This window comes from Variovorax sp. GW823-FHT02B07, assembly GCF_058797695.1.
Genome location: NZ_JBXAJX010000001.1, coordinates 824,765 through 844,881, shown reverse-complemented (window position 1 = coordinate 844,881; position 20,117 = coordinate 824,765). Strand labels below are relative to the sequence as shown.

17 protein-coding genes are annotated in these 20,117 nt (G+C 69.1%); 16 read left to right on the top strand and 1 reads right to left on the bottom strand.

Going from position 1 to position 20,117, the window contains the following annotated elements:
- Positions 1-35: 35 nt before the first annotated feature.
- The 8 genes from AC1RGU_RS04000 to AC1RGU_RS03965 all read left to right on the top strand — a co-directional run bounded on the left by AC1RGU_RS04000 (position 36) and on the right by AC1RGU_RS03965 (position 11,006).
- Complete coding sequence (locus tag AC1RGU_RS04000; RefSeq protein ID WP_157627276.1) at positions 36-305, top strand: hypothetical protein; 270 nt, start codon at positions 36-38, stop codon at positions 303-305.
- A 31-nt stretch (positions 306-336) separates the two neighbouring features.
- The gene (locus AC1RGU_RS03995; protein ID WP_095950015.1) at positions 337-2,019 is read left to right on the top strand and encodes a type I secretion system permease/ATPase; all 1,683 of its coding nucleotides are present in this window, start codon (positions 337-339) and stop codon (positions 2,017-2,019) included.
- Positions 2,020-2,055: 36 nt separating this feature from the next.
- Positions 2,056-3,393, top strand: coding sequence for an HlyD family type I secretion periplasmic adaptor subunit (locus AC1RGU_RS03990; RefSeq protein ID WP_095744454.1), 1,338 nt, complete (start codon positions 2,056-2,058; stop codon positions 3,391-3,393).
- 34 nt (positions 3,394-3,427) lie between these two features.
- Positions 3,428-5,212, top strand: coding sequence for a multicopper oxidase family protein (locus AC1RGU_RS03985; RefSeq protein WP_492694900.1), 1,785 nt, complete (start codon positions 3,428-3,430; stop codon positions 5,210-5,212).
- The gene (locus AC1RGU_RS03980) at positions 5,209-5,895 is read left to right on the top strand and encodes an SCO family protein (RefSeq protein ID WP_354347816.1); all 687 of its coding nucleotides are present in this window, start codon (positions 5,209-5,211) and stop codon (positions 5,893-5,895) included. The genes AC1RGU_RS03985 and AC1RGU_RS03980 overlap by 4 nt, the downstream gene beginning before the upstream one ends.
- A gap of 86 nt (positions 5,896-5,981) precedes the next feature.
- Positions 5,982-7,343 (top strand): TolC family outer membrane protein, encoded by a 1,362-nt coding sequence (locus AC1RGU_RS03975; RefSeq protein WP_095950017.1) that lies wholly within the window; start codon positions 5,982-5,984, stop codon positions 7,341-7,343.
- A 78-nt stretch (positions 7,344-7,421) separates the two neighbouring features.
- Positions 7,422-8,078, top strand: a complete 657-nt coding sequence (locus AC1RGU_RS03970) for a winged helix-turn-helix domain-containing protein (protein ID WP_492694898.1) — start codon at positions 7,422-7,424, stop codon at positions 8,076-8,078.
- Positions 8,079-8,255: 177 nt separating this feature from the next.
- Complete coding sequence (locus AC1RGU_RS03965; RefSeq protein WP_492739376.1) at positions 8,256-11,006, top strand: FAD-dependent oxidoreductase; 2,751 nt, start codon at positions 8,256-8,258, stop codon at positions 11,004-11,006.
- A gap of 103 nt (positions 11,007-11,109) precedes the next feature.
- Here the strand turns inward: AC1RGU_RS03965 and AC1RGU_RS03960 are convergent, their stop codons facing one another.
- The gene (locus AC1RGU_RS03960; protein WP_492694894.1) at positions 11,110-12,120 is read right to left on the bottom strand and encodes an AraC family transcriptional regulator; all 1,011 of its coding nucleotides are present in this window, start codon (positions 12,118-12,120) and stop codon (positions 11,110-11,112) included.
- A gap of 224 nt (positions 12,121-12,344) precedes the next feature.
- Here AC1RGU_RS03960 and AC1RGU_RS03955 point away from each other — a divergent pair, with 224 nt between their 5' ends.
- The 8 genes from AC1RGU_RS03955 (at position 12,345) to AC1RGU_RS03920 (ending at position 20,111) form a co-directional block, all read left to right on the top strand.
- Positions 12,345-13,916, top strand: coding sequence for a long-chain-fatty-acid--CoA ligase (locus tag AC1RGU_RS03955; RefSeq protein WP_492694893.1), 1,572 nt, complete (start codon positions 12,345-12,347; stop codon positions 13,914-13,916).
- A 43-nt stretch (positions 13,917-13,959) separates the two neighbouring features.
- The gene (locus AC1RGU_RS03950) at positions 13,960-15,144 is read left to right on the top strand and encodes a lipid-transfer protein (protein ID WP_492694891.1); all 1,185 of its coding nucleotides are present in this window, start codon (positions 13,960-13,962) and stop codon (positions 15,142-15,144) included.
- Between the two features lie 29 nt (positions 15,145-15,173).
- Positions 15,174-15,614: a MaoC family dehydratase N-terminal domain-containing protein gene (locus AC1RGU_RS03945; RefSeq protein WP_492694890.1), complete on the top strand. Its 441-nt coding sequence runs from the start codon at positions 15,174-15,176 to the stop codon at positions 15,612-15,614.
- Between the two features lie 11 nt (positions 15,615-15,625).
- Positions 15,626-16,045, top strand: coding sequence for a MaoC/PaaZ C-terminal domain-containing protein (locus tag AC1RGU_RS03940; RefSeq protein WP_492694888.1), 420 nt, complete (start codon positions 15,626-15,628; stop codon positions 16,043-16,045).
- Positions 16,046-16,071: 26 nt separating this feature from the next.
- A complete protein-coding gene (locus AC1RGU_RS03935; RefSeq protein ID WP_492694887.1) occupies positions 16,072-16,902 on the top strand; it encodes an SDR family NAD(P)-dependent oxidoreductase in 831 nt (276 codons plus the stop codon).
- Between the two features lie 3 nt (positions 16,903-16,905).
- Positions 16,906-17,709: an enoyl-CoA hydratase/isomerase family protein gene (locus AC1RGU_RS03930; RefSeq protein ID WP_492694885.1), complete on the top strand. Its 804-nt coding sequence runs from the start codon at positions 16,906-16,908 to the stop codon at positions 17,707-17,709.
- 22 nt (positions 17,710-17,731) lie between these two features.
- Positions 17,732-18,883, top strand: coding sequence for an acyl-CoA dehydrogenase family protein (locus AC1RGU_RS03925; protein ID WP_492694884.1), 1,152 nt, complete (start codon positions 17,732-17,734; stop codon positions 18,881-18,883).
- A 244-nt stretch (positions 18,884-19,127) separates the two neighbouring features.
- Positions 19,128-20,111 (top strand): Bug family tripartite tricarboxylate transporter substrate binding protein, encoded by a 984-nt coding sequence (locus AC1RGU_RS03920; RefSeq protein ID WP_492694882.1) that lies wholly within the window; start codon positions 19,128-19,130, stop codon positions 20,109-20,111.
- Positions 20,112-20,117: the final 6 nt, after the last annotated feature.

The following is a 20,117-nucleotide window of genomic DNA, read 5'->3' as shown; positions in this document are numbered from 1 at the left end:
CCAACGTTTCAACGACCTTGACCACGGAGAAAGACATGGACGAGAAAAACAACGCAAGCCCGCAGCAGGCCCCTCGTTCCATCTCCGACCCGCGCGAGGTGGCGACGTTGATCATGTCGCGCATCGGCATGGTCAACGCGAAGAAGGACGAGCTGAGCGTCGCCATCCAGGGCCTGTGCGACGCGACCCAACAGCTGTCGCGCGCCTACTCGGCGCAGATGGTGACCATCGACCGGCTGGTGCGGCGGGTGAAGTCGCTGGAAGCCGCGGCGCAGGCCGCGGCCCAAGACCAGCAGGTCAACTGAGCAACGCCCCACAGAACCACAGGAGACGCACATGAAAACCCTGTGGATGGAACTGCGACCGCTGCTGCTGTACATCGCGGCGTTCTCCTTCTTCATCAACCTGCTGTTCCTGGTGCCCGCGTTCTTCACCCTGCAGGTGTTCGACCGGGTCATCTCGACCAGCAGCCATGAAACGCTGCTGGTGCTGCTCGCCGGGACCGGCGTGGCGCTGTTCATCCTGCTGCTGCTGGACTACCTGCGAACCCGGCTGCAGAACGTGGTGGGCATCATGGTGGACGAGCGACTCTCCCCACCGGTGGTGAACGCCATCGTGGAGCGCGCCGCACGCGCCCCGAGCGGCGTGAGGACAGAAGGAATCCGCGACGTGGCCGCGCTTCGCGCCGTGTTTTCCGCCAATGGCCTGATCGCGGTGTTCGATGCGCCCTGGGTGTTCGTGTACGTGTTCGTGATCTGGATGTTCCACCCCGCGCTCGGCGTGGGCGCTGCGTTCTCCGCGCTCCTCATGCTCGGCCTGGCCTGGCTCAACGACCGCATCAGCCGCCGGTCGCTCGAAACCCTGCAGAACGAAGGGCGACGCGCCGCGCAATACGTCGAGAGTTCCTTGCGCAACGCCGAAGTGCTGCAGGCCCTGGGAATGACACAGCGCCTGCTGGTGCGCTGGCGGGCGCTGCAGGACCAGATCGCGACCATGCAGACCAGCGCCAGCCGCAGCACCGTGGCGTTCACCGCCGGGACCAAGGCCGCGCGCCAGGCCATCCAGATTCTCATGCTGGCCCTGGGCGCATACCTGGTGCTGAGCCAGCAGGCCTCCGCCGGCGTGATGATCGCCACCAGCATCCTGCTGGGCCGCGCGGTGCAGCCGGTGGAGCAGCTCGTGGGCAGCTGGCGCACGCTGATCGAGGCGCGGGCGGCCTACGGGCGCCTGCAGGAACTGTCGAAGGACTTCGAGCGCACCGAGCCGCATGTCGCCATGCCGCGCCCCGAAGGACGCCTGAGCGCGGAGAACATCTCGTACCGCGCGGCCGGCTCGGAGACCCTGGTGCTCTCGAACATCGTCTTCGCGCTGGCGCCGGGCGAGGCCCTGGCCATCGTCGGCCCGAGCGCGGCCGGCAAGTCGACCCTCGCGCGCGTGCTCACGGGCGTGTGGCGCCCCAGCAGCGGCAAGGTCCGCCTCGACGGTGCCGACGTGTCGTACTGGCCGCGCGAAGAGCTGGGCCCCTACATCGGCTACGTGCCCCAGGACGTCGAGCTCTTCGACGGCAGCGTGGCGGACAACATCGCGCGCCTGGACAAGGTGGACTCCGAAGCGGTGGTTGCCGCCGCCGTGCGCGCCAATGCGCACGACATGATCCTGACCCTCCCGAAAGGCTACGACACGCCGGTGGGCGAACACGGCTCGCGGTTGTCTCCGGGCCAGCGCCAGCGCATCGCGCTCGCCCGTGCGCTGTACGGCAACCCGCAGCTGGTGATCCTGGACGAGCCGAACTCCAACCTCGACGGCGCAGGAGAAGTCGCACTCGCCCAGGCGATGAGCGGCCTGCGCCAAGCGGGCGTGACCTCGGTCGTCGTCACCCACCGCCCGTCGCTGATCGCCCACGTCGACAAGATCCTGGTGCTCGCCGCAGGCCGCATCCAGCAGTTCGGCCCGGCGAGCGAGGTGATGCGCGACATGCAGCGCCAGGCCCAGGCGATCGTGGACCAGAAGGCCGCCTGAGCGCCGCGCCGCCGTTGCGAACAAGGACCCCGCACCATGAGCACCGCCACACTCCCGATGCCTCCCGTTGCCGCCCCACGCAGCAGCCGGGAGCACGCACGACGCCTCGCGCGAAGCGGATGCTGGGTCATCCTCGGCGCGATCCTGCCCCTGGGCCTGTGGATGGGCCTCGCCCCGCTCTCGATGGCGGTGGTGGCCCCCGCGTTCGTCAAGGTGGACCTCAACCGCCGTCCGGTGCAGCACCTGGAAGGCGGCACCGTGCGCGAAGTCATGGTGCGCGACGGCCAGCATGTGAACGCCGGCGATCCGATCCTGGTCCTGGGCGACGTGCGCGTGGACGCCGACCGCAACCGCCTGAGCTACCGCGTCCATCTGGAGCGCGCCATGCTGGTGCGCCTGGAGGCCGAGCAGGCCGTCGCCAAGACGCTCGCCTTCCCCGAAGACCTGCTGCGCGCGGCCCGGCAGGACGATCGCATCGGCCAGGCCCTGCTCAAGGAGACGGCGCTGTTCCAGGCCCAGCGCCATTCGCTGGACAGCGCGGCCTCGCTCATGAGAACGCAGCGCGATCGCGTGCAGCAGGAAATCGTCGCCGTGCACGCGCAGATCGCGCAGGCGCAGAACTCGCTCGTCCTGCAGCGGCAGGACCTGGAGGCCAACCGCGGCCTGATCCAGGAAGGCTTCATTTCGTCGAGCCGGATTTCCCAGCTCGAGTCGGTGGTGATGGAGTACGCGGCCAAGCTCGAAGAGCGGCGCACGGAACTGGCGCGCGCCGCCCAGCGCCTGGTGGAGATCGACCTGAAGATCCAGTCGATCCGCAACGACTACGTGAAGGCCGCGAGCGACCAGCTCAAGGCCACCACCCAGCGCCTGGGCGAGATCGAGCAGGAGCAGCGCAAGTCGAACGACGCGGCGCAGCGGCAGGTCGTCGTGGCCCCGGCCAGCGGCGAAGTGATCGACCTGAAGTTCACCTCGCCCGGCGCGGTGGTCGGGCCCGGAGAAGCGATCGCGGACATCGTGCCCAGCGACGCCCAGCTGATGATCGAGGCGCGCATCCGTCCGGAAGACATCAGCAACGTGCACCTCAACCAGCGCGCGCGGGTGAAGTTCACCGCCTTCAAGTACCGCAACACCTCGATGGTCACGGGCAAGGTGACCTATGTCGCCGGCGACCGGTTGATCGAGCGCCAGACCAACCTGCCCTACTACAGCGTGATGATCCTGGCCGACGCCGAGTCGCTCAGGGCCATCGGCGACTTCAAGCTCCAGGCGGGCATGCCCGCCGAGGTCTACATCGCGGGCGTCTCGCAGACCGCGCTGCAGTACGTCATCGAGCCCATCACCTCCACCATCCGCCGATCGGGACGGCAGATGTAGCGGGGCTGTTCTCTGTCAACGAGGGGAATACATCATGCGCAAGGATTCCAACCACCACGACCCCGTGACGCCTGTCGCCCACAGCAAGAGACGCACGTTCCTGAAGGCCTCGCTGGCAGCCACGGCCGCCCCCCTGGTCCTGACACCGGGCAAGACCCGCGCACAACCCACGCCCCTGCCGCCCAGCCCGCCGACGACGCCGTGGGTCGAGGACCTGCCCAACCAGGTCACGCCGCTCACACCGCTGGCCACGCTGACCCCGGCCCCGACCCTCAACGCGAACATCGCAGGCGGCGAGTGCGGGCGTGCACCGCACCAGCGCTACGCGGAACTGACCGTGCCCGGCAAGGCCGGCACGCCGCTGCTGTACCAGCTGACGGCCAAGGAGAACCCGGCCTGGCTGTTCAACGGCAACAACCCCTACTACCCCCCGCAGCCCATCTGGGGCTACGAAGGCAACACGCCGGGGGTGACCACGCCGGGCCCCACGATCCACGCGCGCTACGGGCAGTCGGTCATCTGCCGCATCCGCAACCAGCTGCCGCAGAACCACACGGGATTCGGCTCGCCCGAGATCAGCACGCACCTGCACAACATGCACACGCCGTCGGAGAGCGACGGCTTCGCGAGCGACTTCTACAGCGCCGTCCAGGGCGGCGTGACGCTGACCGCGCCGGGGACCTTCAACGACCACTTCTACCCCAACCTCTACGCCGGCTTCGACGAGTTCGGCGGCCTCGGCGATTCGCGCGAAGCCCTGGGCTCGCTCTTCTATCACGACCACACGGAAGGCGTGACGGCGCCGAACGTGCTCAAGGGCATGTTCGGGCGCTACATGGTCTTCGACACGCTCGACACCGGCGACGAGACCACGGGGCTGCGGCTGCCCAGCGGCGCGTACGACTACCCCCTGAGCTTCTCGGACAAGCGGTTCGACTCGGGCGGCCGGCTGACCTTCGACGAGCTCAACCCCGAGGGCGTGCTGGGCGACAAGATCGTGGTCAACGGCAAGATCGAGCCGGTGCTGCGCGTCGCACGCCGCAAGTACCGGCTGCGGCTGCTGAACGTCGGCCCGTCGCGCTTCTACGAGTTCGTGCTGCAGAACACGGGCGGCACCATCGTGTACCCGTACACCCAGATCGCCAGCGACGGCAACCTGCTGCCGGCACCGATCGTGAACCAGCTGAGGGTGCGGATCGCACCGGCCGAGCGCGCGGACATCGTGGTGGACTTCTCGCGATTCCCGCTGAACACCACGCTGTACCTCGTCAACCAGCTCACGCAGGTCGACACCCGCAAACCCGGCGTGGTGCAGTCGCCGGGCACGCGCGTGCTCAAGTTCATCGTCGATCGCCAGCCCCCGACGCCCGACCTGAGCGTGGTGCCGAGCGTGCTGCGCCCGCTGCGCGACCTGCCCAGTGCCAGTGAACTCGCGGCCCTGCCGGTTCGCACCTGGGTGTTCGCGCGCAACAGCGGCATGTGGAACGTCAACGGGCTGTTCTTCGATTCGCTCACGGCCAGAGCCAGGATCACCCGGGGCACCGCCGAGATCTGGGAGTTCATCAATCCCGACAACGGCTGGCAGCACCCGATCCACGTGCACTTCGAAGAAGGACGGATTCTCAGCAAGAGCGTCAACGGCGTGAGCCTGACCATTCCCGTGAACGAGCGCGGACGCAAGGACGTCTTCGTCGTCGGCGAACTCATGACCGTGAGGGTGCTCGTGCGCTTCCGCGATTTCTCGGGCAAGTACCTGATGCACTGCCACAACCTCACCCACGAGGACCACGCAATGATGGTTCGCTTCGACATCGTGTGAAGAACGCCGATGACTTTCAGGAGATTCTCATGAACCACCGCAGACACTTGATCGCCGGACTGGGCGTCGCGTCCTTGTACGCGTTCGGCCTGCCCGCCTCCGCCGAGGCGCCGGCAACGGCTGCACGCCCGGGGCGTCGCATGCCGAACGTCGAACTGAAGACCCACACCGGGGCGAAGGTGAACTTCTACGACGACCTGGTCCGTGGAAAGATCGTCGCCATCAACATGATGTATGCGGACTGCGAAGGCATCTGTCCGCTCATGACCAACAACCTCCTGCGCGTGCAGGAGCGTCTGGCCTCTCGGGTGGGCCGGGACATCTTCATGTACTCGATCACCATCCGCCCGGAGATCGACACCGTGGAGCACCTGGCCGACTACGCCGAGATGCACAGCGTGAACCCGGGCTGGCTTTTCCTGACCGGGAGCCGGAGCAACATCGACCTCGTGCGCTTTGCCCTGGGCTTCTACGACCCGGACCCGAAGGTCGACAAGGAGATCAATCGCCACACCGGCATGGTGCGCATCGGCAACGACGTCTATGACCGCTGGTCGATGGCGCCGGCGCTGGCGGCGCCCGAGCAGATCGTGGCCGCCATCCTGCATGTCGATCGCAGCCCGGCCGCGGTTCGCCGCGCGGGCGGCGCCATCTTGCAGGCCGACCCTCGGAGCACGGTCTGAACCAGCGCCTGCGCCGACCCCCACCCGGTGGACAGGGCTCACGGGCCCCCGCCACCGGGAAGCGTCTCGTCCCGGCATGGGGCGCTGTGCTCGCAGCGAGCTTCGCGTGGCCCGTCCATGGCCAGAGCCTGGTCGAGATCTACACATCGGCGCGCGGCTACGACGCCACCTACCAGGGCGCGCGGGCCCAGTACGAGGCCACGCTGGCGCGGGCGGCGCAGTCCAGGGCCGGCATCCTGCCCACCGTCGGCCTGTCGGCCGGCGCCTCGCACACCCGGCAGGACCTCTCGACGGAAGGCAGCGCGACGACGCGCGGGTTCAACACCCAGAGTGTCGGCATCAACGCCACGCAGCCGCTGTACCGCCCCGCCAACTGGGCCGCCTACGAGCAGGGCCAGCGCCAGGCCGAGGTGGCGCAGATGGTGCTCACCATCGCCGAGCAGGACCTCATCGTGCGCGTGAGCCAGGCCTACTTCGACGTGCTCGCCAGCCAGGACAGCCTGGCCCTGGTGCGCGCGCAGAAGGTGGCCGTGGCCGAGCAGCTGGCCTCGGCCAAGCGCAACTTCGAAGTCGGCACCACCACCATCACCGACGCGCGCGAAGCGCAGGCCCGCTACGACCTGGTGATCGCCCAGGAGATCGCCGCCGAGAACGACCTGCAGGTGAAGAAGATCGTGCTCGACCAGCTCGTCGGCAGCACCGGCAGCGTGCCCGTGCCGCTGGCGGCGCCCGTGGTGCTGCCTCCGCTCGCGCCCGCCGACATCGAGGTCTGGACCTCGCACGCGGATGCCGGGCACCCTGCGATCCAGCAGGCCCGGCTGGGCCTGGACGTGGCCGGGCTCGAGGTGCAGAAGGCGCAGGCCGGCCACCTGCCCACGCTCGATGCGACCCTGGGCTACAACGTCACGAACAACCCCCAGGGCACCAACACCACGCCGGGCCGCTCGCGGGTCAAGGCCCTCACCGTGGGCGTCTCCCTCAATCTGCCCTTGTTTGCCGGCTACGCGATCGAGAACCGCGTCAGGGAAACGCTGGCGCTCGAAGACCAGTCGCGCTCGCTGCTCGAGGCCACGCGCCGCGGCGTCGCGCAGGCCACCCGCGCCACCTACCTGGGGCTGGTGTCGGCCGCCGGCCAGGTGAAGGCGCTCGAAGCCGCCGAGGTCTCCAGCCAGATCGCGCTGGAGGCCAATCGCATGGGCTACCAGGTGGGCGTGCGCATCAACATCGACGTGCTCAACGCGCAGAGCCAGCTGTTCCAGACCAAGCGCGACCTGGCGGTGGCGCGCTATTCGGTACTGCTCGGCAATCTCAAGCTGCGGCAGGCCAACGGCACGCTGGTGCCCGAGGACCTGAACGCCATCGATGCCGCGCTTGCAACCCACGGCCGCACCCCGGTCGACAGCGCGGCGCCCGTCTCCGTGTCCAGGAGAACGCCGGCTCGCCAATGACGAGGCATGCCATGGCACGTACCGACAGCACCAGCGACTGCTCGCGGCCATGACGGCGCTGAACATGCAGGTGACGCCATGCGACTGCTTCTGCTTCAGGATCGCGCGCGGGTCGACGACGGCCTGTTCACGCACTTGCGCAAGAACGGGTTCCTGATCGACAGCGTCGAGCGGCTCGGCGACATCGACGTGCTGGAGAACGAGTCCTACGACGTGCTGCTCGTCAGCTCGCAGTTGCCCGACGGATCGGGGCTCGACTGGGTCCGGTTGTTGCGGGTGCAGCACATCACCACGCCGGTCCTGATGCTGATGGTGGGAGCGCCCGGCCCGATCGCGCAGGCCGAGGTCCTCGACGCAGGCGCGGACGACTTCGTGGTGATGCCGTGCCGCCCCGAGCTGGTGGCCGAGCGGGTGCGGGCACTGCGTTGCCGGGCCGCGGGCCTGGCAACGCCGCGCGTGCGGTGCGGCGACGTCGAGTTCGACCTGGGCAGCCGGACGACGGTCCGCTGCGGCATGCCTGTCGCGCTGACCGAGCGGGAATGGAACCTGGTGGAAGCGCTCGCGCTGCGCTTCGATCACACGGTCCCCAAGGCCCAGGTGGAACTGCTGGTGCAGGGGATTCACGGCGCCCCCACGAGCAACGCCCTGGAAGTGCATCTGTCCAACGTGCGGCGCAAGCTCGGGCGGCAGATCATCCGCACGATTCGCGGGGTCGGCTACCGCCTGAATACCTGAGCCCGTCGTCTTCAGACTCGTAAGCGTGCCGCACACAAGATAGCAACCTTAAGACGTGCGACTGGCCAGAATCGCACCACTCGCAGAGCCCCATCACTCACCGATGGCGCCACCACTGTCGCAGCGTCCCCCCGGGGCATGAATGGCGACACCTTCTCACGCAGGTACCACCGAACCATGTTCAAGCCCTCTCCCGCTCTCGTTTTCGCCAATTTCATGCAGCTGCCGACCATCGTGCCGAAGGCGGTGTGGCGCGCGCTGCGCGTGGTGAGCATCGCCTCGGCCCTGGCCCTGGCCGTCATGCTGGCGCTGCGGCCCGCCACCGCGATGCCGCTGTTCTGGGGGCTGATCGTGCCGTCGCTCCCGCTCGTGTTCATGCTGGCACCCGGGCTGTGGCGCAACGTCTGCCCGCTGGCCGCCATCAACCAGATCCCCCGCAGGCTCGGCATCACGCGCGCCCTCACGAGCCGCCGCCTGTCGCAGGGTGCGGCATTTCCGATCGGCATCGGCCTGCTGATCTGCGCGGTCGTCGCGCGCAAGCTGCTGTTCAACGGCAACGGCATGGCCACCGCCGGCCTGCTGGCGGCAGCCATGGGGGCGGCGCTCATCGGCGGCCTGCTGTTCAAGGGCAAGAGCGGCTGGTGCAGCAGCATCTGCCCCCTGCTGCCGGTGCAGCGGCTGTACGGCCAGACGCCGTTCATCCGCATCGCCAACACGCACTGCGAACCGTGCGTGGGCTGCGCCAAGAACTGCTACGACCTCAACCCCGGCGCGGCCTACCTGGCCGACCAGTACGACCCGAACCCGGCCTACCGCAACTTCCGCAGCTTCTTCGCGGGGGTCTTTCCGGGCCTGATCCTCGGCTACTACCTCGTGCCTTCGCCCGCCGAGATCGGCCCCGTCTCCACGGTCATGCAGATGCTGGTCTACATGGCCGCCAGCCTGACGCTCTTCAACCTGATCGAATTGCTGGGCAGCAAGACGCGCAACCTGTCGCCGGTGCTCTTCGCGGCGGCCGCGTTCTCGCTGTACTACTGGTTCACCGCCCCGCTGGTCGTGAGCACCTTGAGCAGCCTGAGCGGCATGGCCATCGCCCCCGAAGTCGTCGCCACGCTGCGCGGCCTGACGATCATCGCGAGCCTGACGTGGATCGCGCGGTCGCTGCATGTCGAGCGCCTGTTCCTTCGCCGTGAACTGCGCAAGGGTGTCCGGGACGGTTCCCGGCTGGCGCCGATCGTCATCGAGACGATGCGGCTGCACCGCGGCCCGAACGACGCCGCGCGCAAGGCGCCGGTTGCAGCCCCGCCGGAGAACGAGGCCGCTGCGGCCGCGCCGGCGGATGCGTCCCCGCAGCCTGCCGAACTCCGCATCGACCCCACCGGCATGAAGACCCCCATCCGCAAGGGCCAGACCCTGCTCGAGGCGCTCGAGGACTGCGGCGCCCCCATCAACGCCGGCTGTCGTTCCGGCGTGTGCGGCGCCGACCCGATCGCCGTCGTGGCGGGCGGCGAGCGGCTCGCCCCCATCGGCAGCGACGAGCGGGCGACGCTGGCCCGGCTCGGCTGCGCCGACGGCACGCGCCTGGCCTGCATGGCGCGCATCCGCAATGCCGGGCCCATCCGCATCGACCTGAAGCGGGAGGCGACCCCGGCGGCACGCGAAACACGCAAGCCCGAGGTCGTGCCCTTCGATGCGTCGATCCGCCGCGTCGTGATCGTGGGCAACGGCGTGGCCGGCCTGACCGCGGCCGACCATGTGCGGCGTCGCCACCCCGACTGCGAGATCCATCTCATCGGCCGCGAGAACCACAACGCCTACAACCGGATGGCCATTGCCAAGCTGATCAGCATGCCGACGGGTGTCCAGGGCCTGCACCTGCTGCCCGAGCAGTGGTATGCCGAGCACCGTGTCACCGCGTGGCTCAACACGCATGTGTCGGGCGTCGACACGCAGCGTCGCGAGCTCACGCTGGCGACCCGCGAGACGCTGGGCTACGACAGGCTCATCCTGTGCTCGGGCAGTTCGGCGTGGGTCCCGCCGCTCGACGGCTACGGCATCGAGGGCAGCTTTGTGCTGCGCGATGCCGACGACGCGATGGCGATCCGCGACTACATGCAGCGCTTCCACGGCACCTGCGCGGTCGTGCTGGGCGCCGGCTTGCTCGGCCTGGAAGCGGCGCAGGCGCTGGCGCAGCTCGGGGCGCAGGTCCAGGTGCTGTCGAACAGCGGCCAGATCCTCGACCGGCAGATCGACACCCCGGCCAGCGCCTTGCTGGAAGCGCACCTGGCAACCCAGGGCATCCATGTCATGACCGGTGCCGACGCCGCGCGGCTGGAGCCGGGCAGCGAGGGCCGCGTGGCGCGGCTCGTGCTGAAGGACGGACGCCAGCTCCCCGCCGACGTGGTCGTGGTGTGCACCGGCGTGCGCGCCAACGTCGACATCGCGCAGTCGGCCGGCCTGGCGCTCGGCCGCGGCATCATCGTCGACGCGCAGATGCGCACCAGCGCCCCCCATGTCTACGCCGCGGGCGATGTGGCCGAGTTCGAGGGCCACTCGATCCCCCTGTGGGCCGTGGCGGCCGAGCAGGGAGAGATCGCGGCCGTCAATGCGCTGGGGGGCAAGCGCGTCTATCGCGGCCATGTGCCCGTGACCGCGCTGAAGGTCTCGGGCATCGACGTCCGCTCCGCGGGCTCCGTGCACGCCGCGCGGCCCGGCGAATTCGAGTTGACGCAGTCCGAGCCTGCGCAGGGCATCTATCGCAAGCTGGTGGTCGCCGAGGGCCGGCTTGTCGGCGCGGTGCTGGTCGGATCGCCGGACGAGGCGGACGAGGTCATTCCCGCCGTGCGCGAGCACGCGCCGGTCTCCGCGATGACCGCCTTGCTGGAGCGTGGGGACTGGCAGCAGCACTCGGTGGCATTGGCGGCCTAGCCTGTGCGGCGGGTCGCCCGTCCCGGCGGCCGGCTTCATCTCCCAGCCTGGACGGCGGCCGTCGTCGGTGTCGGTGTCGGATGGCTGACATCCGCGACGTCGATCACAAGCCGCCGCTTCGGCGGTAGCTCCCGGGCGCGCTGCCCGTCCAGCACTTGAACGCGCGCTGGAAGGCCGAGCTGTTGGCAAACCCGAGCTCGTCGGCCAGTTCGGCCAATGGCACGGCGCTCGTGCTCAGCCGCTGGATGGCCGTGTCGCGGCGCAGCTCGTCCTTCAGCGCCTGGAACGAGGTGCCCTCCAGCGCCAGCCGCCGCTGCAGCGTGGAGACCGTGACATGCAGCGCGGCGGCCGTCGCCACGAGGTCCGGCCATGCGGGCTGCGCGTGCTGCAGGTGGCTGCGCACGCGCGCGCCGATTCCTTCGTCGGTGCGCCTGGGCACGATCATGTGGGCCTGCGCATCGGCCAGGAAGACATGCAGCGCGGCCTCGTCGCGGCGCACCACGTCCTTCAGGCGTGCCGCGTCGAACCAGAACGCCGACAGCTCGCAGTCGAACCGCTGCGGCGCCGGAAAAATCTTGCCGTAGCCGCCGGCATGCGCGGGCGGCCCGAACGCGAAGTCGAAGCGCACCACGGGCAACTGGCCGCCCACGATCCACGCCATGAGGCGCCACGCGGTGCGCAGCAGCACCTCCTGCAGGAAGACCGTCGGCGTGGCAGCGGGTTCGGTGAAGCGCACCACGACGCCGGCCAGGTCGGCCCGGCACACCAGCTCCAGCACCACGTCGTCCTGCAGCAGGCGAAAGGTGCGCGCCGCACGGCGAAGCGCCACCTGCAGCGTGGGCGCGCCGAGGGCCGAACGCGCGATCAACGCGAAGCTCCCGCGCCGCAACGGGCGGCTCAGCAGCCCGATGAAGTCGTCGTCCAGTCGCTCGGTCAGCACGCGGAACAACCTCGCGTACTGCTGCGTCGTCACGCGCGCGTCCGACTGCCCGAGCAGGCCGGGCGCGATGCCGGCCTCGACCAGGAAAGGCTCGAGCGGCTGGCCGCGCGCACGCACCCCGGACAGGATGCCGTGCACGAAGCTGATGGAAACCGTTTGGGGAGGATGAAGCATCGAAGGCGGGCCGCGTCGCGTGGATGTTGCCGGGCCGACTGTGCACCGGCGCGTGCCTGTCATGCAAGCGCCGCGTGGCCCGATCGCGCGCCGCGCAGATTGCGATGTTCTGCCATCCGAACAACGCAAAACGGCATCGTGCCGAGGGCGATCGGTTCCTAACATGGGCCACGCAGGCCAGGGTCTGCGAAACCCAGACCAAGAACCAAACGAGAGACAACGCCATGTACATGACCCAGTCGCTGCACCGCGCCCTGCAGCAGAGTCCCGACAAGGTGGCCGTGCGTTTTGCCGGCCGCACACGCACCTTCCGCGCGTTCGTGGAGCGCGTCGCCCGCCTCGCGGGCGCCCTGCAGCAGCTGGGCATGAAGCCGGGCGACCGCGTGGCGATGCTGGCGCTCAACTCCGACCGCTACCTCGAATACCAGATGGCCGTGCCCTGGGGCGGCGGCGTGCTCAACCCCTGCAACATCCGCTGGTCGGCCGCCGAGATTCTCTATTCGCTCGAAGACTCGGGCTCGACCCTGCTGCTGGTCGACGAGGCCTTCCGCCCGATGGTCGAGAAGATGCGCGGTGAATCCAGGAGCTTGCGCGAAGTGATCTATTGCAGCAGCGGCGAGCACGACGGCGAGCTGCCGCCCGGCATGCACGGCTACGAGGCGCTCCTGGCCGCGGCCTCGCCCGTTCCCGACGCAGTTCGCCGCGACGAAGACCTGGCCGGCATCTTCTACACCGGCGGCACCACGGGCTTTCCCAAGGGCGTGATGCTCAGCCACGCCAACCTGTGCAGCTCGGCCATGGCGATGCAGGCCGAGGGCCTGGCGCCGAGCGGCGGCAACTACCTGCATGCCGCCCCGATGTTCCACCTGGGCGACATGGGCCTGGCCATGCCGCACTGGCCCGCCGGCAACACGCACACGATCATCCCGATGTTCACGCCGCAGGGCGTGCTCGATGCCATCGAGCGCGACCGCGTGACCAACACGCTGCTGGTGCCCACCATGATCCAGATGCTGGTCGACCACCCCGCGATGAAAGAGCCGCGCGACCTCGCCAGCCTGCAGTGCATCTTCTACGGCGCCTCGCCGATGCAGGAAGCCGTGCTGGAACGCGCGATGGCCGCCCTGCCCCACGTGGACTTCGTTCAGGGCTACGGCATGACCGAGCTGGCGCCGCTGGCCACGATCAACCCGCCCAGCTCGTACACGGCCGAGGGCCACCGCCTGGGGCGGCACCGCTCCGCGGGGCGCGCGAGCATCTGCATGGAAGTGCGCATCGTCGACCCCGCCGGCCTCGAGGTGCCGCGCGGCACGGTGGGCGAAGTCACGGTGCGCGGCCCCAACGTGATGCAGGGCTACTGGGGCAAGCCGGAACAGACGGCCGCCGCCGTGCGCGACGGCTGGATGCACACCGGCGACGGCGCCTGGATGGACGACGGCGGCTACATCTTCGTGGTCGACCGCATCAAGGACATGATCATCAGCGGCGGCGAGAACGTCTACTCGGCCGAGGTCGAGAACGCCGTCACCCAGCACCCCGCCGTCGCAGCCTGCGCGGTGATCGGCATCCCCAGCGACGAATGGGGCGAGAGCGTGCACGCGGTGCTGGTCCTCAAGCCGGGACAGCGCGCCGAAGCCGCGGACATCGTCGCCCACTGCAAGACGCTGATCGCCGGCTACAAGTGCCCGCGCAGCGTGGCCTTCGTCGACACGCTGCCGATGTCGGGCGCCGGCAAGGTGCTCAAGACCCAGCTGCGCGAGCCCTTCTGGCAGGGCCGCCAGCGCAACGTCGCATGAGCGCGTCGCCTTCCCCTTTTTTCTCAACCCTCAGGAAACTCCCATGAGCCGCGATGTCTTCGTCACCGGGGTCGGCATGATCCCCTTCACCAAACCGGGCGCCAGCGCGCCCTACCAGGCCATGGCCGCCGACGCCACGCGCCGTGCGCTGGCCGATGCCGGCATCGGCTACGAGCTGGTGCAGCAGGCCTACGTCGGCTACGTGTACGCCGACTCGACCGCCGGCCAGAGCGCGCTGTATGAAGTGGGCATGACCGGCATCCCCGTGGTCAACGTCAACAACAACTGCTCCACCGGATCGACCGCGCTGTTCCTGGCGCGCCAGGCCGTGGCCAGCGGTGCGGCCGACTGCGTGCTGGCGCTCGGCTTCGAACAGATGAGCCCCGGCGCGCTGGGCTCGGCGTTCAGCGACAAGCCCAGCCCCTTCGCGCGCTTCGACAAGGCCACCGATGAACTTGTCAGCGGAATCGACATTCCTCTGGCGCTGCGCTACTTCGGTGGAGCCGGCCTCGCGCACATGCAGCAGTACGGCACGCAGCTGTCAACCTTCGCGAAGATCCGCGCCAAGGCCAGCCGCCATGCCGCCAACAACCCGGTCGCGCTGTTCCGCAACGTCGTCACCGAAGACGAAGTGCTGGCCACGCCCGTCATGTGGCCCGGCGTGATGACGCGGCTGATGGCCTGCCCGCCCACCTGCGGCGCGGCGGCCGCCATCGTCTGCTCGGACGCGTTCGCGCAGCGCCACGGCCTCGATCGCAGCGTGCGCATCAAGGCCCAGGCCATGACCACCGACCGACCCATCACCTTCGAGGCGCGCGACATGCGCGAGGTGGTGGGCTTCAGCATGGCACAGGAGGCCGCGCAGAAGGTGTACGACGCTGCAGGCGTCGGCCCGCAGGACATCGACGTGGTCGAGCTACACGACTGCTTCGCGCACAACGAACTCATCAGCTACGAGGCGCTGGGCCTGTGCCCGGTCGGCGGCGCGGAAAAGTTCGTGATCGATGGCGACAACACCTACGGCGGCAAGGTGGTGACCAACCCCTCGGGCGGCCTGCTGTCGAAGGGCCACCCGCTGGGCGCGACGGGGCTCGCGCAATCCACCGAGCTGGTCCAGCAGCTGCGCGGCACAGCCGACAAGCGCCAGGTCGAGGGTGCGCGGCTCGCGCTCCAGCACAACCTGGGCCTCGGTGGCGCCTGCGTGGTCACGCTCTACGAACGCGTCTGAACCCCACGACAACCCAAGGAGACCCTCTCATGATCGACAAGAAATGGATCGGCCACGCGCTGCCCCCGTCGGTGCTTCCCATCGAGCGCAGCCGGCTGCAGTTCTTTGCCAAGGCCATCGGCGAGACCGACCCGGTCTACACCGATGCCGCCGCCGCGCGCGATGCCGGCTACCCCGACTTGCCCGCGCCGCCCACCTTCCTTTTCGCCGCCGAACTGGACTCGGGCGCCTCGGACCAACTGCTCACCGACCTGCAGATTCCATTGGCCAAGCTGCTGCACGGCGAGCAGAGCTTCAGCTACCACCGCCCGGCCTGCGTGGGCGACACGGTGACGGTGCGCTCCACCGTCAGCGACATCTACAACAAGAAGAACGGCGCGCTCGAATTCGTCGTGAAGACCTCGCGCGCCACCAACCAGCGCGACGAACTCGTGGCCGAGCTGCGCACGGTCATCGTCTGCCGCCACTGAAGGAACACCCCATGACCTCCCCCACCTTCGACTCCGTGCAGGTCGGCGACGAACTTCCGGCCGTGCAGTTGCCGGCCGTGAACCGCACCGCGCTCGCGCTCTTCACGGGCGCCTCGGGCGACCACAACCCGATCCACATCGACACCGACATGGCACGCCGCTCGGGCATGCCCGACGTGTTCGCGCAGGGCATGCTGGGCATGGCCTGGCTGGGCCGCGTGCTCACGCAGTGGGCGCCGCAGAGCCGGCTGCGCCACTTCGAGGCGCGCTTCCAGGGCATCACGCACCTGGGCAACGCCATGCGCTGCAGCGGCCGCATCGCGCAGAAGACCGAGCGCAACGGCGAACGCGGCGTGCGCATCGAACTGCAGAGCACCAACCAGTTCGGCCAGACCAAGATCGTCGGCGAAGCCTTCGTCGCGCTGCCCTGACCACCCAACATCCCGGAAAGAACACCATGACAAACAAACTCGAAGGCAAGGTCGCCCTCATCACCGGTTCGGGCCGCGGCATCGGCCGCTCCATCGCGCTCAAGCTCGCCAGCGAAGGCGCACGCATCGTCGTCAACGACCTCGACGCCGAACCCGCACAAGAGGCCGTGCAGGCCATCCGCGAGGCCGGCGGCCAGGCCGTGGCCTGCGTCGGCAACGTCAACGCGACCGACTTCGCCGAGCGCTTCGTCGGCACGGCGGTGAGCGAATTCAAGGGCCTGGACATCGTCGTCAACAACGCCGGCTACACCTGGGACAACGTGATCCAGAAGATGACCGACGAGCAGTGGTACGCGATGCTCGACTGCCACCTGACGGCGCCGTTTCGCATCCTGCGCGCGGCGCAGCCGGTGATCCGCGCGCTCGGCAAGGCAGAGACCGAAGCCGGGCAGCGCGTGGTGCGCAAGGTCGTCAACATCTCGTCGATGGCGGGCCTGTTCGGCAACCCGGGCCAGACCAACTACGCGGCGGCCAAGGCCGGCATCACCGGCATGACGCAGACACTGGCCAAGGAATGGGGCCGCATGAACGTCACGGTCAACTGCGTGGCCTACGGTCTCATCAAGACCCGCCTGACCGGCAACGCCGCCGATGGCGGCACCGCCAACATCGACGGGCGCGACATCAAGGTGGGCGTGAACCCCGACCTGATGGCCGCGATGGAACGCGGCATTCCGCTGGGCCGTGGCGGCACGCCCGAAGAAGCGGCGGGCGCGGTGTACCTGCTGTGCATTCCCGAGTCCGACTACGTGAGCGGCCAGACGCTGGTGTGCAGCGGCGGCCTCACGGGGTTCTGAGCGATGACCGCCGCTGTCCGGCGCGAGGTGCATGAGGGCATCGCGACGCTCACGCTCGACCGGCCCGATGCCCTCAACGCCCTGGCGCCGCCGTTGCTCGAAGCCCTGCTGGCGGCGCTGCGCGACAGCGCGGCCGACAACCGCGTGCGCGCCATCGTGCTGACGGGCGCGGGCCGCGCCTTTTCCGGCGGGGGCGACATCGGCTACTTCGGCGACGTGCTCGCCGGCGGGCCGGCCCATGCGCAGGAAGAAATCGGGCGCGGCATGCAGGAGGTGGGCAACCCCATCACGCAGGCCATTGCCGACTGCGCCGTGCCGGTGGTGGCCGCCGTCAACGGCCCCTGCGTGGGCGCGGGCGTGGGCATTGCGCTGGCGGCCGACGTCGTGCTCGCGGCGCGCTCGGCCTACTTTTTGGTGCCCCAGGTGCCGCAACTGGGGGCCGTGCCCGACCTGGGCGCCACCTGGTCGCTGCCCCGCCTGCTCGGGCGCAGCCGCGCGCTCGGCATGGCGCTGCTCGGCGAACGCATCGACGCGGCGAAGGCCGAGCAATGGGGCCTTGTCTGGCGCTGCGTCGACGATGCCGTGCTGCTCGAGGAAGCCCGCGCGATCGCCAAGCGACTGGGCCATGCATCGGCCGCCGCCTTGCGCGATACGCGGCAGCTGATCGACGCGGCGAGCGACACCACGCTCGCGCAGCAACTGAGCGACGAATGCACGGCCCAGCGCCGGCACGTGGCCGGTGAATTTTTCAACGACGCCTGCGCGCGCTTCCTGGCCCGCGCCAAGGCCGATCGATCGACCCACTGACTGACCGACCTCGAAGAACACCATGCTTCCACAGCTGTACCGCCATCGCTGGATGGACGAAGACACCGACGCGTTCCGCGAACAGGTGCGCCGCTATATCGCGAGCGAGCTCTCGCCGCACCTGGACGGCTGGCGCCGCCAGGGCTTCATTCCGCGCGAGGCCTGGCGCCCGTTCGGACAGATGGGCTTCCTCCTGCCCGAACTCGACGAAGCCTACGGCGGCGCCGGCGCCTCGCTGGCCTGCCAGATGGTGGTGCAGGACGAGCTGGCCAAGGCCGAGTTTCCCGCGAACACGGGCGTGCACAACCTGGCGGCGCACTACATCCTCGACTACGGCACCGAGGCGCAGAAGCAGCGCTGGCTGCCGAAGCTCGCCAGCGGCGAGCTGCTGGCCGGCATCGCGCTCACCGAGCCCGGCTGCGGTTCGGACCTGAAGGCGCTGCGCACGCGCGCGCGGCGCGACGGCGACCACTACGTGATCGACGGCGCCAAGACCTTCATCACTAACGGCTTCACGGGCAACCTGCTGGTGGTGGCGGTGCGCACCGGCGAGGCGGGCAGCCGCGGCGTGTCGCTGGTCGTGCTAGAGACGGAGGGCCTGCCGGGCTTTCGCGTGGGGCGACGGCTCGAGAAACTGGGCCAGCATGCGTCGGACACCGCCGAGCTCTTCTTCGACGGCGTGCGCGTTCCGGCCGACCACCTGCTGGGCGGCAAGGAAGGCGACGGCTTCGTGCAGCTCATGAGCCAGCTTTCCTATGAGCGCCTGTTCCTGTGCGTGCCGGCCGCCGCGGTGATCGAACGCGCGGTGGAACTCACGGTGGAATACACGCAGCAGCGCAAGGCCTTCGGGCAGGCCGTGTTCGATTTCCAGAACACGCGCTTCAAGCTCGCGGAGTGCGCGACCATCGCGCACGTCGTGCGCACCTTCGTCAACGACTGCATCCAGCGCATGGTCGACGGCACGCTCGACCAGGAGGCCGCCTACATGGCCAAGCTGTGGTGCACCGAGCAACAGGGCAAGGTCCTGGACGAATGCCTGCAGCTGTTCGGCGGCTACGGCTACATGGTCGAGTACCCGATCGCGCGGATGTATGCCGATGCGCGCGTGCAGCGCATCTACGGCGGCACCAGCGAGATCATGAAGGACCTGATTGCGCGCAAGCTGGGCGCATGAAAGCACCCCGTCGAGGGTGCGCGCGACCACGGAACGACAACGCGCCCTCGCCGGCCGACATACGGCCCGCATCCGGCTGAGCCAGAGGGTATTCCCCGAGCCGGTGTCGGCGAATCTGTCGGCTGGTTGACGGAATCGATGACCGCTGTTTCCTAGCATGGAGACGCAGTCCCGCCCCCATAGCCATGGGGGACGCGCCCAGAGGCGCGGGGCCTGCGCGACCCATTCCCAAGGAGACATTTCCGTGAACAGGACATTGCTGCGGCCGGCACTCACCGCGCTGGCTCTTCTCGCCCTCGCCGGCACGGCCACGGCGCAAGACGGCGCCGCCTACCCGGGCAAGACGGTGACCATCGTCGTGCCCACGCCGCCCGCCGGCGGCACCGACCTCATCGCGCGGCTGTTCGCCGACGTGCTGGGCAAGGCCTTCAAGCAGAGCGTGATCGTCGACAACCGCGCCGGCGCCAATGGCATCCTGGGCGTCGACTTCGTCGCCAAGGGGCCGGCCGACGGCACGCGCGTGCTGTTCACCTACGCCGCCACGATGGTGATCAACCCGGCGCTCTACAAGAAGCTGCCCTACGAGCCGCTCAAGGACTTCGCCCCCGTCGCTCAGGTCGGCCGTGGCGGCAACCTGCTGCTGGTGCGCAAGGACCTGCCGCCGAACACGCTCAAGGACTTCGTCGCCCATGCCAAGGCCCACCCCGACAAGCTGAACTACTGCTCGTGGGGCAATGGCTCGGGCGGCCACCTCACGATGGAAAGCCTGAAGAAGCAGGCCGGCATCTCGCTGCTGCACGTGCCCTACAAGGGCAGCAGCCCCTGCGTGCAGGACCTCATGGGCGGCCAGGTGGACGCCGGCTTCGCCGACATCTCCTCCACCATCGAGGTGGTGAAGGCCGGCCGGGCCAAGGCCCTGGCCTACAGCGGCCCCGACCGCCTGCCGATGCTGCCCGACGTGCCCACGATGACGCAGGCCGGGTTCCCGTTCAAGAACTACACCTGGTACGGCTTCTTCGTGCCGGCCAAGACACCGCCCGCCGTCGTCAAGCGCCTGAACGAAGAGATCTATCGCGCCCTGCAGGACCCGGCCGTGACCCAGCGCCTGCGCGAACTCAACTTCACCGACCTGCCGCGCCCCACGCCGGAACAGTTCAAGGAGGTCCTGCGCCAGGACCTGCAGGACTGGAGCGCCCTGGTCAAGTCCATCGGCGTCACGCTGGACTGACGCCCG

Bases quoted from the DNA above. Each gene is read 5' to 3' on its own strand.
- AC1RGU_RS03955 (WP_492694893.1), top strand. From the start codon at position 12,345: ATGTACATGACCCAGTCGCTGCACCGCGCCCTGCAGCAGAGTCCCGAC.
- AC1RGU_RS04000 (WP_157627276.1), top strand. From the start codon at position 36: ATGGACGAGAAAAACAACGCAAGCCCGCAGCAGGCCCCTCGTTCCATC.
- AC1RGU_RS03930 (WP_492694885.1), top strand. From the start codon at position 16,906: ATGACCGCCGCTGTCCGGCGCGAGGTGCATGAGGGCATCGCGACGCTC.
- AC1RGU_RS03940 (WP_492694888.1), top strand. From the start codon at position 15,626: ATGACCTCCCCCACCTTCGACTCCGTGCAGGTCGGCGACGAACTTCCG.
- AC1RGU_RS03935 (WP_492694887.1), top strand. From the start codon at position 16,072: ATGACAAACAAACTCGAAGGCAAGGTCGCCCTCATCACCGGTTCGGGC.
- AC1RGU_RS03990 (WP_095744454.1), top strand. From the start codon at position 2,056: ATGAGCACCGCCACACTCCCGATGCCTCCCGTTGCCGCCCCACGCAGC.
- AC1RGU_RS03965 (WP_492739376.1), top strand. From the start codon at position 8,256: ATGTTCAAGCCCTCTCCCGCTCTCGTTTTCGCCAATTTCATGCAGCTG.
- AC1RGU_RS03950 (WP_492694891.1), top strand. From the start codon at position 13,960: ATGAGCCGCGATGTCTTCGTCACCGGGGTCGGCATGATCCCCTTCACC.
- AC1RGU_RS03945 (WP_492694890.1), top strand. From the start codon at position 15,174: ATGATCGACAAGAAATGGATCGGCCACGCGCTGCCCCCGTCGGTGCTT.
- AC1RGU_RS03995 (WP_095950015.1), top strand. From the start codon at position 337: ATGAAAACCCTGTGGATGGAACTGCGACCGCTGCTGCTGTACATCGCG.
- AC1RGU_RS03925 (WP_492694884.1), top strand. From the start codon at position 17,732: ATGCTTCCACAGCTGTACCGCCATCGCTGGATGGACGAAGACACCGAC.
- AC1RGU_RS03960 (WP_492694894.1), bottom strand. From the start codon at position 12,120: ATGCTTCATCCTCCCCAAACGGTTTCCATCAGCTTCGTGCACGGCATC.
- AC1RGU_RS03985 (WP_492694900.1), top strand. From the start codon at position 3,428: ATGCGCAAGGATTCCAACCACCACGACCCCGTGACGCCTGTCGCCCAC.
- AC1RGU_RS03970 (WP_492694898.1), top strand. From the start codon at position 7,422: ATGCGACTGCTTCTGCTTCAGGATCGCGCGCGGGTCGACGACGGCCTG.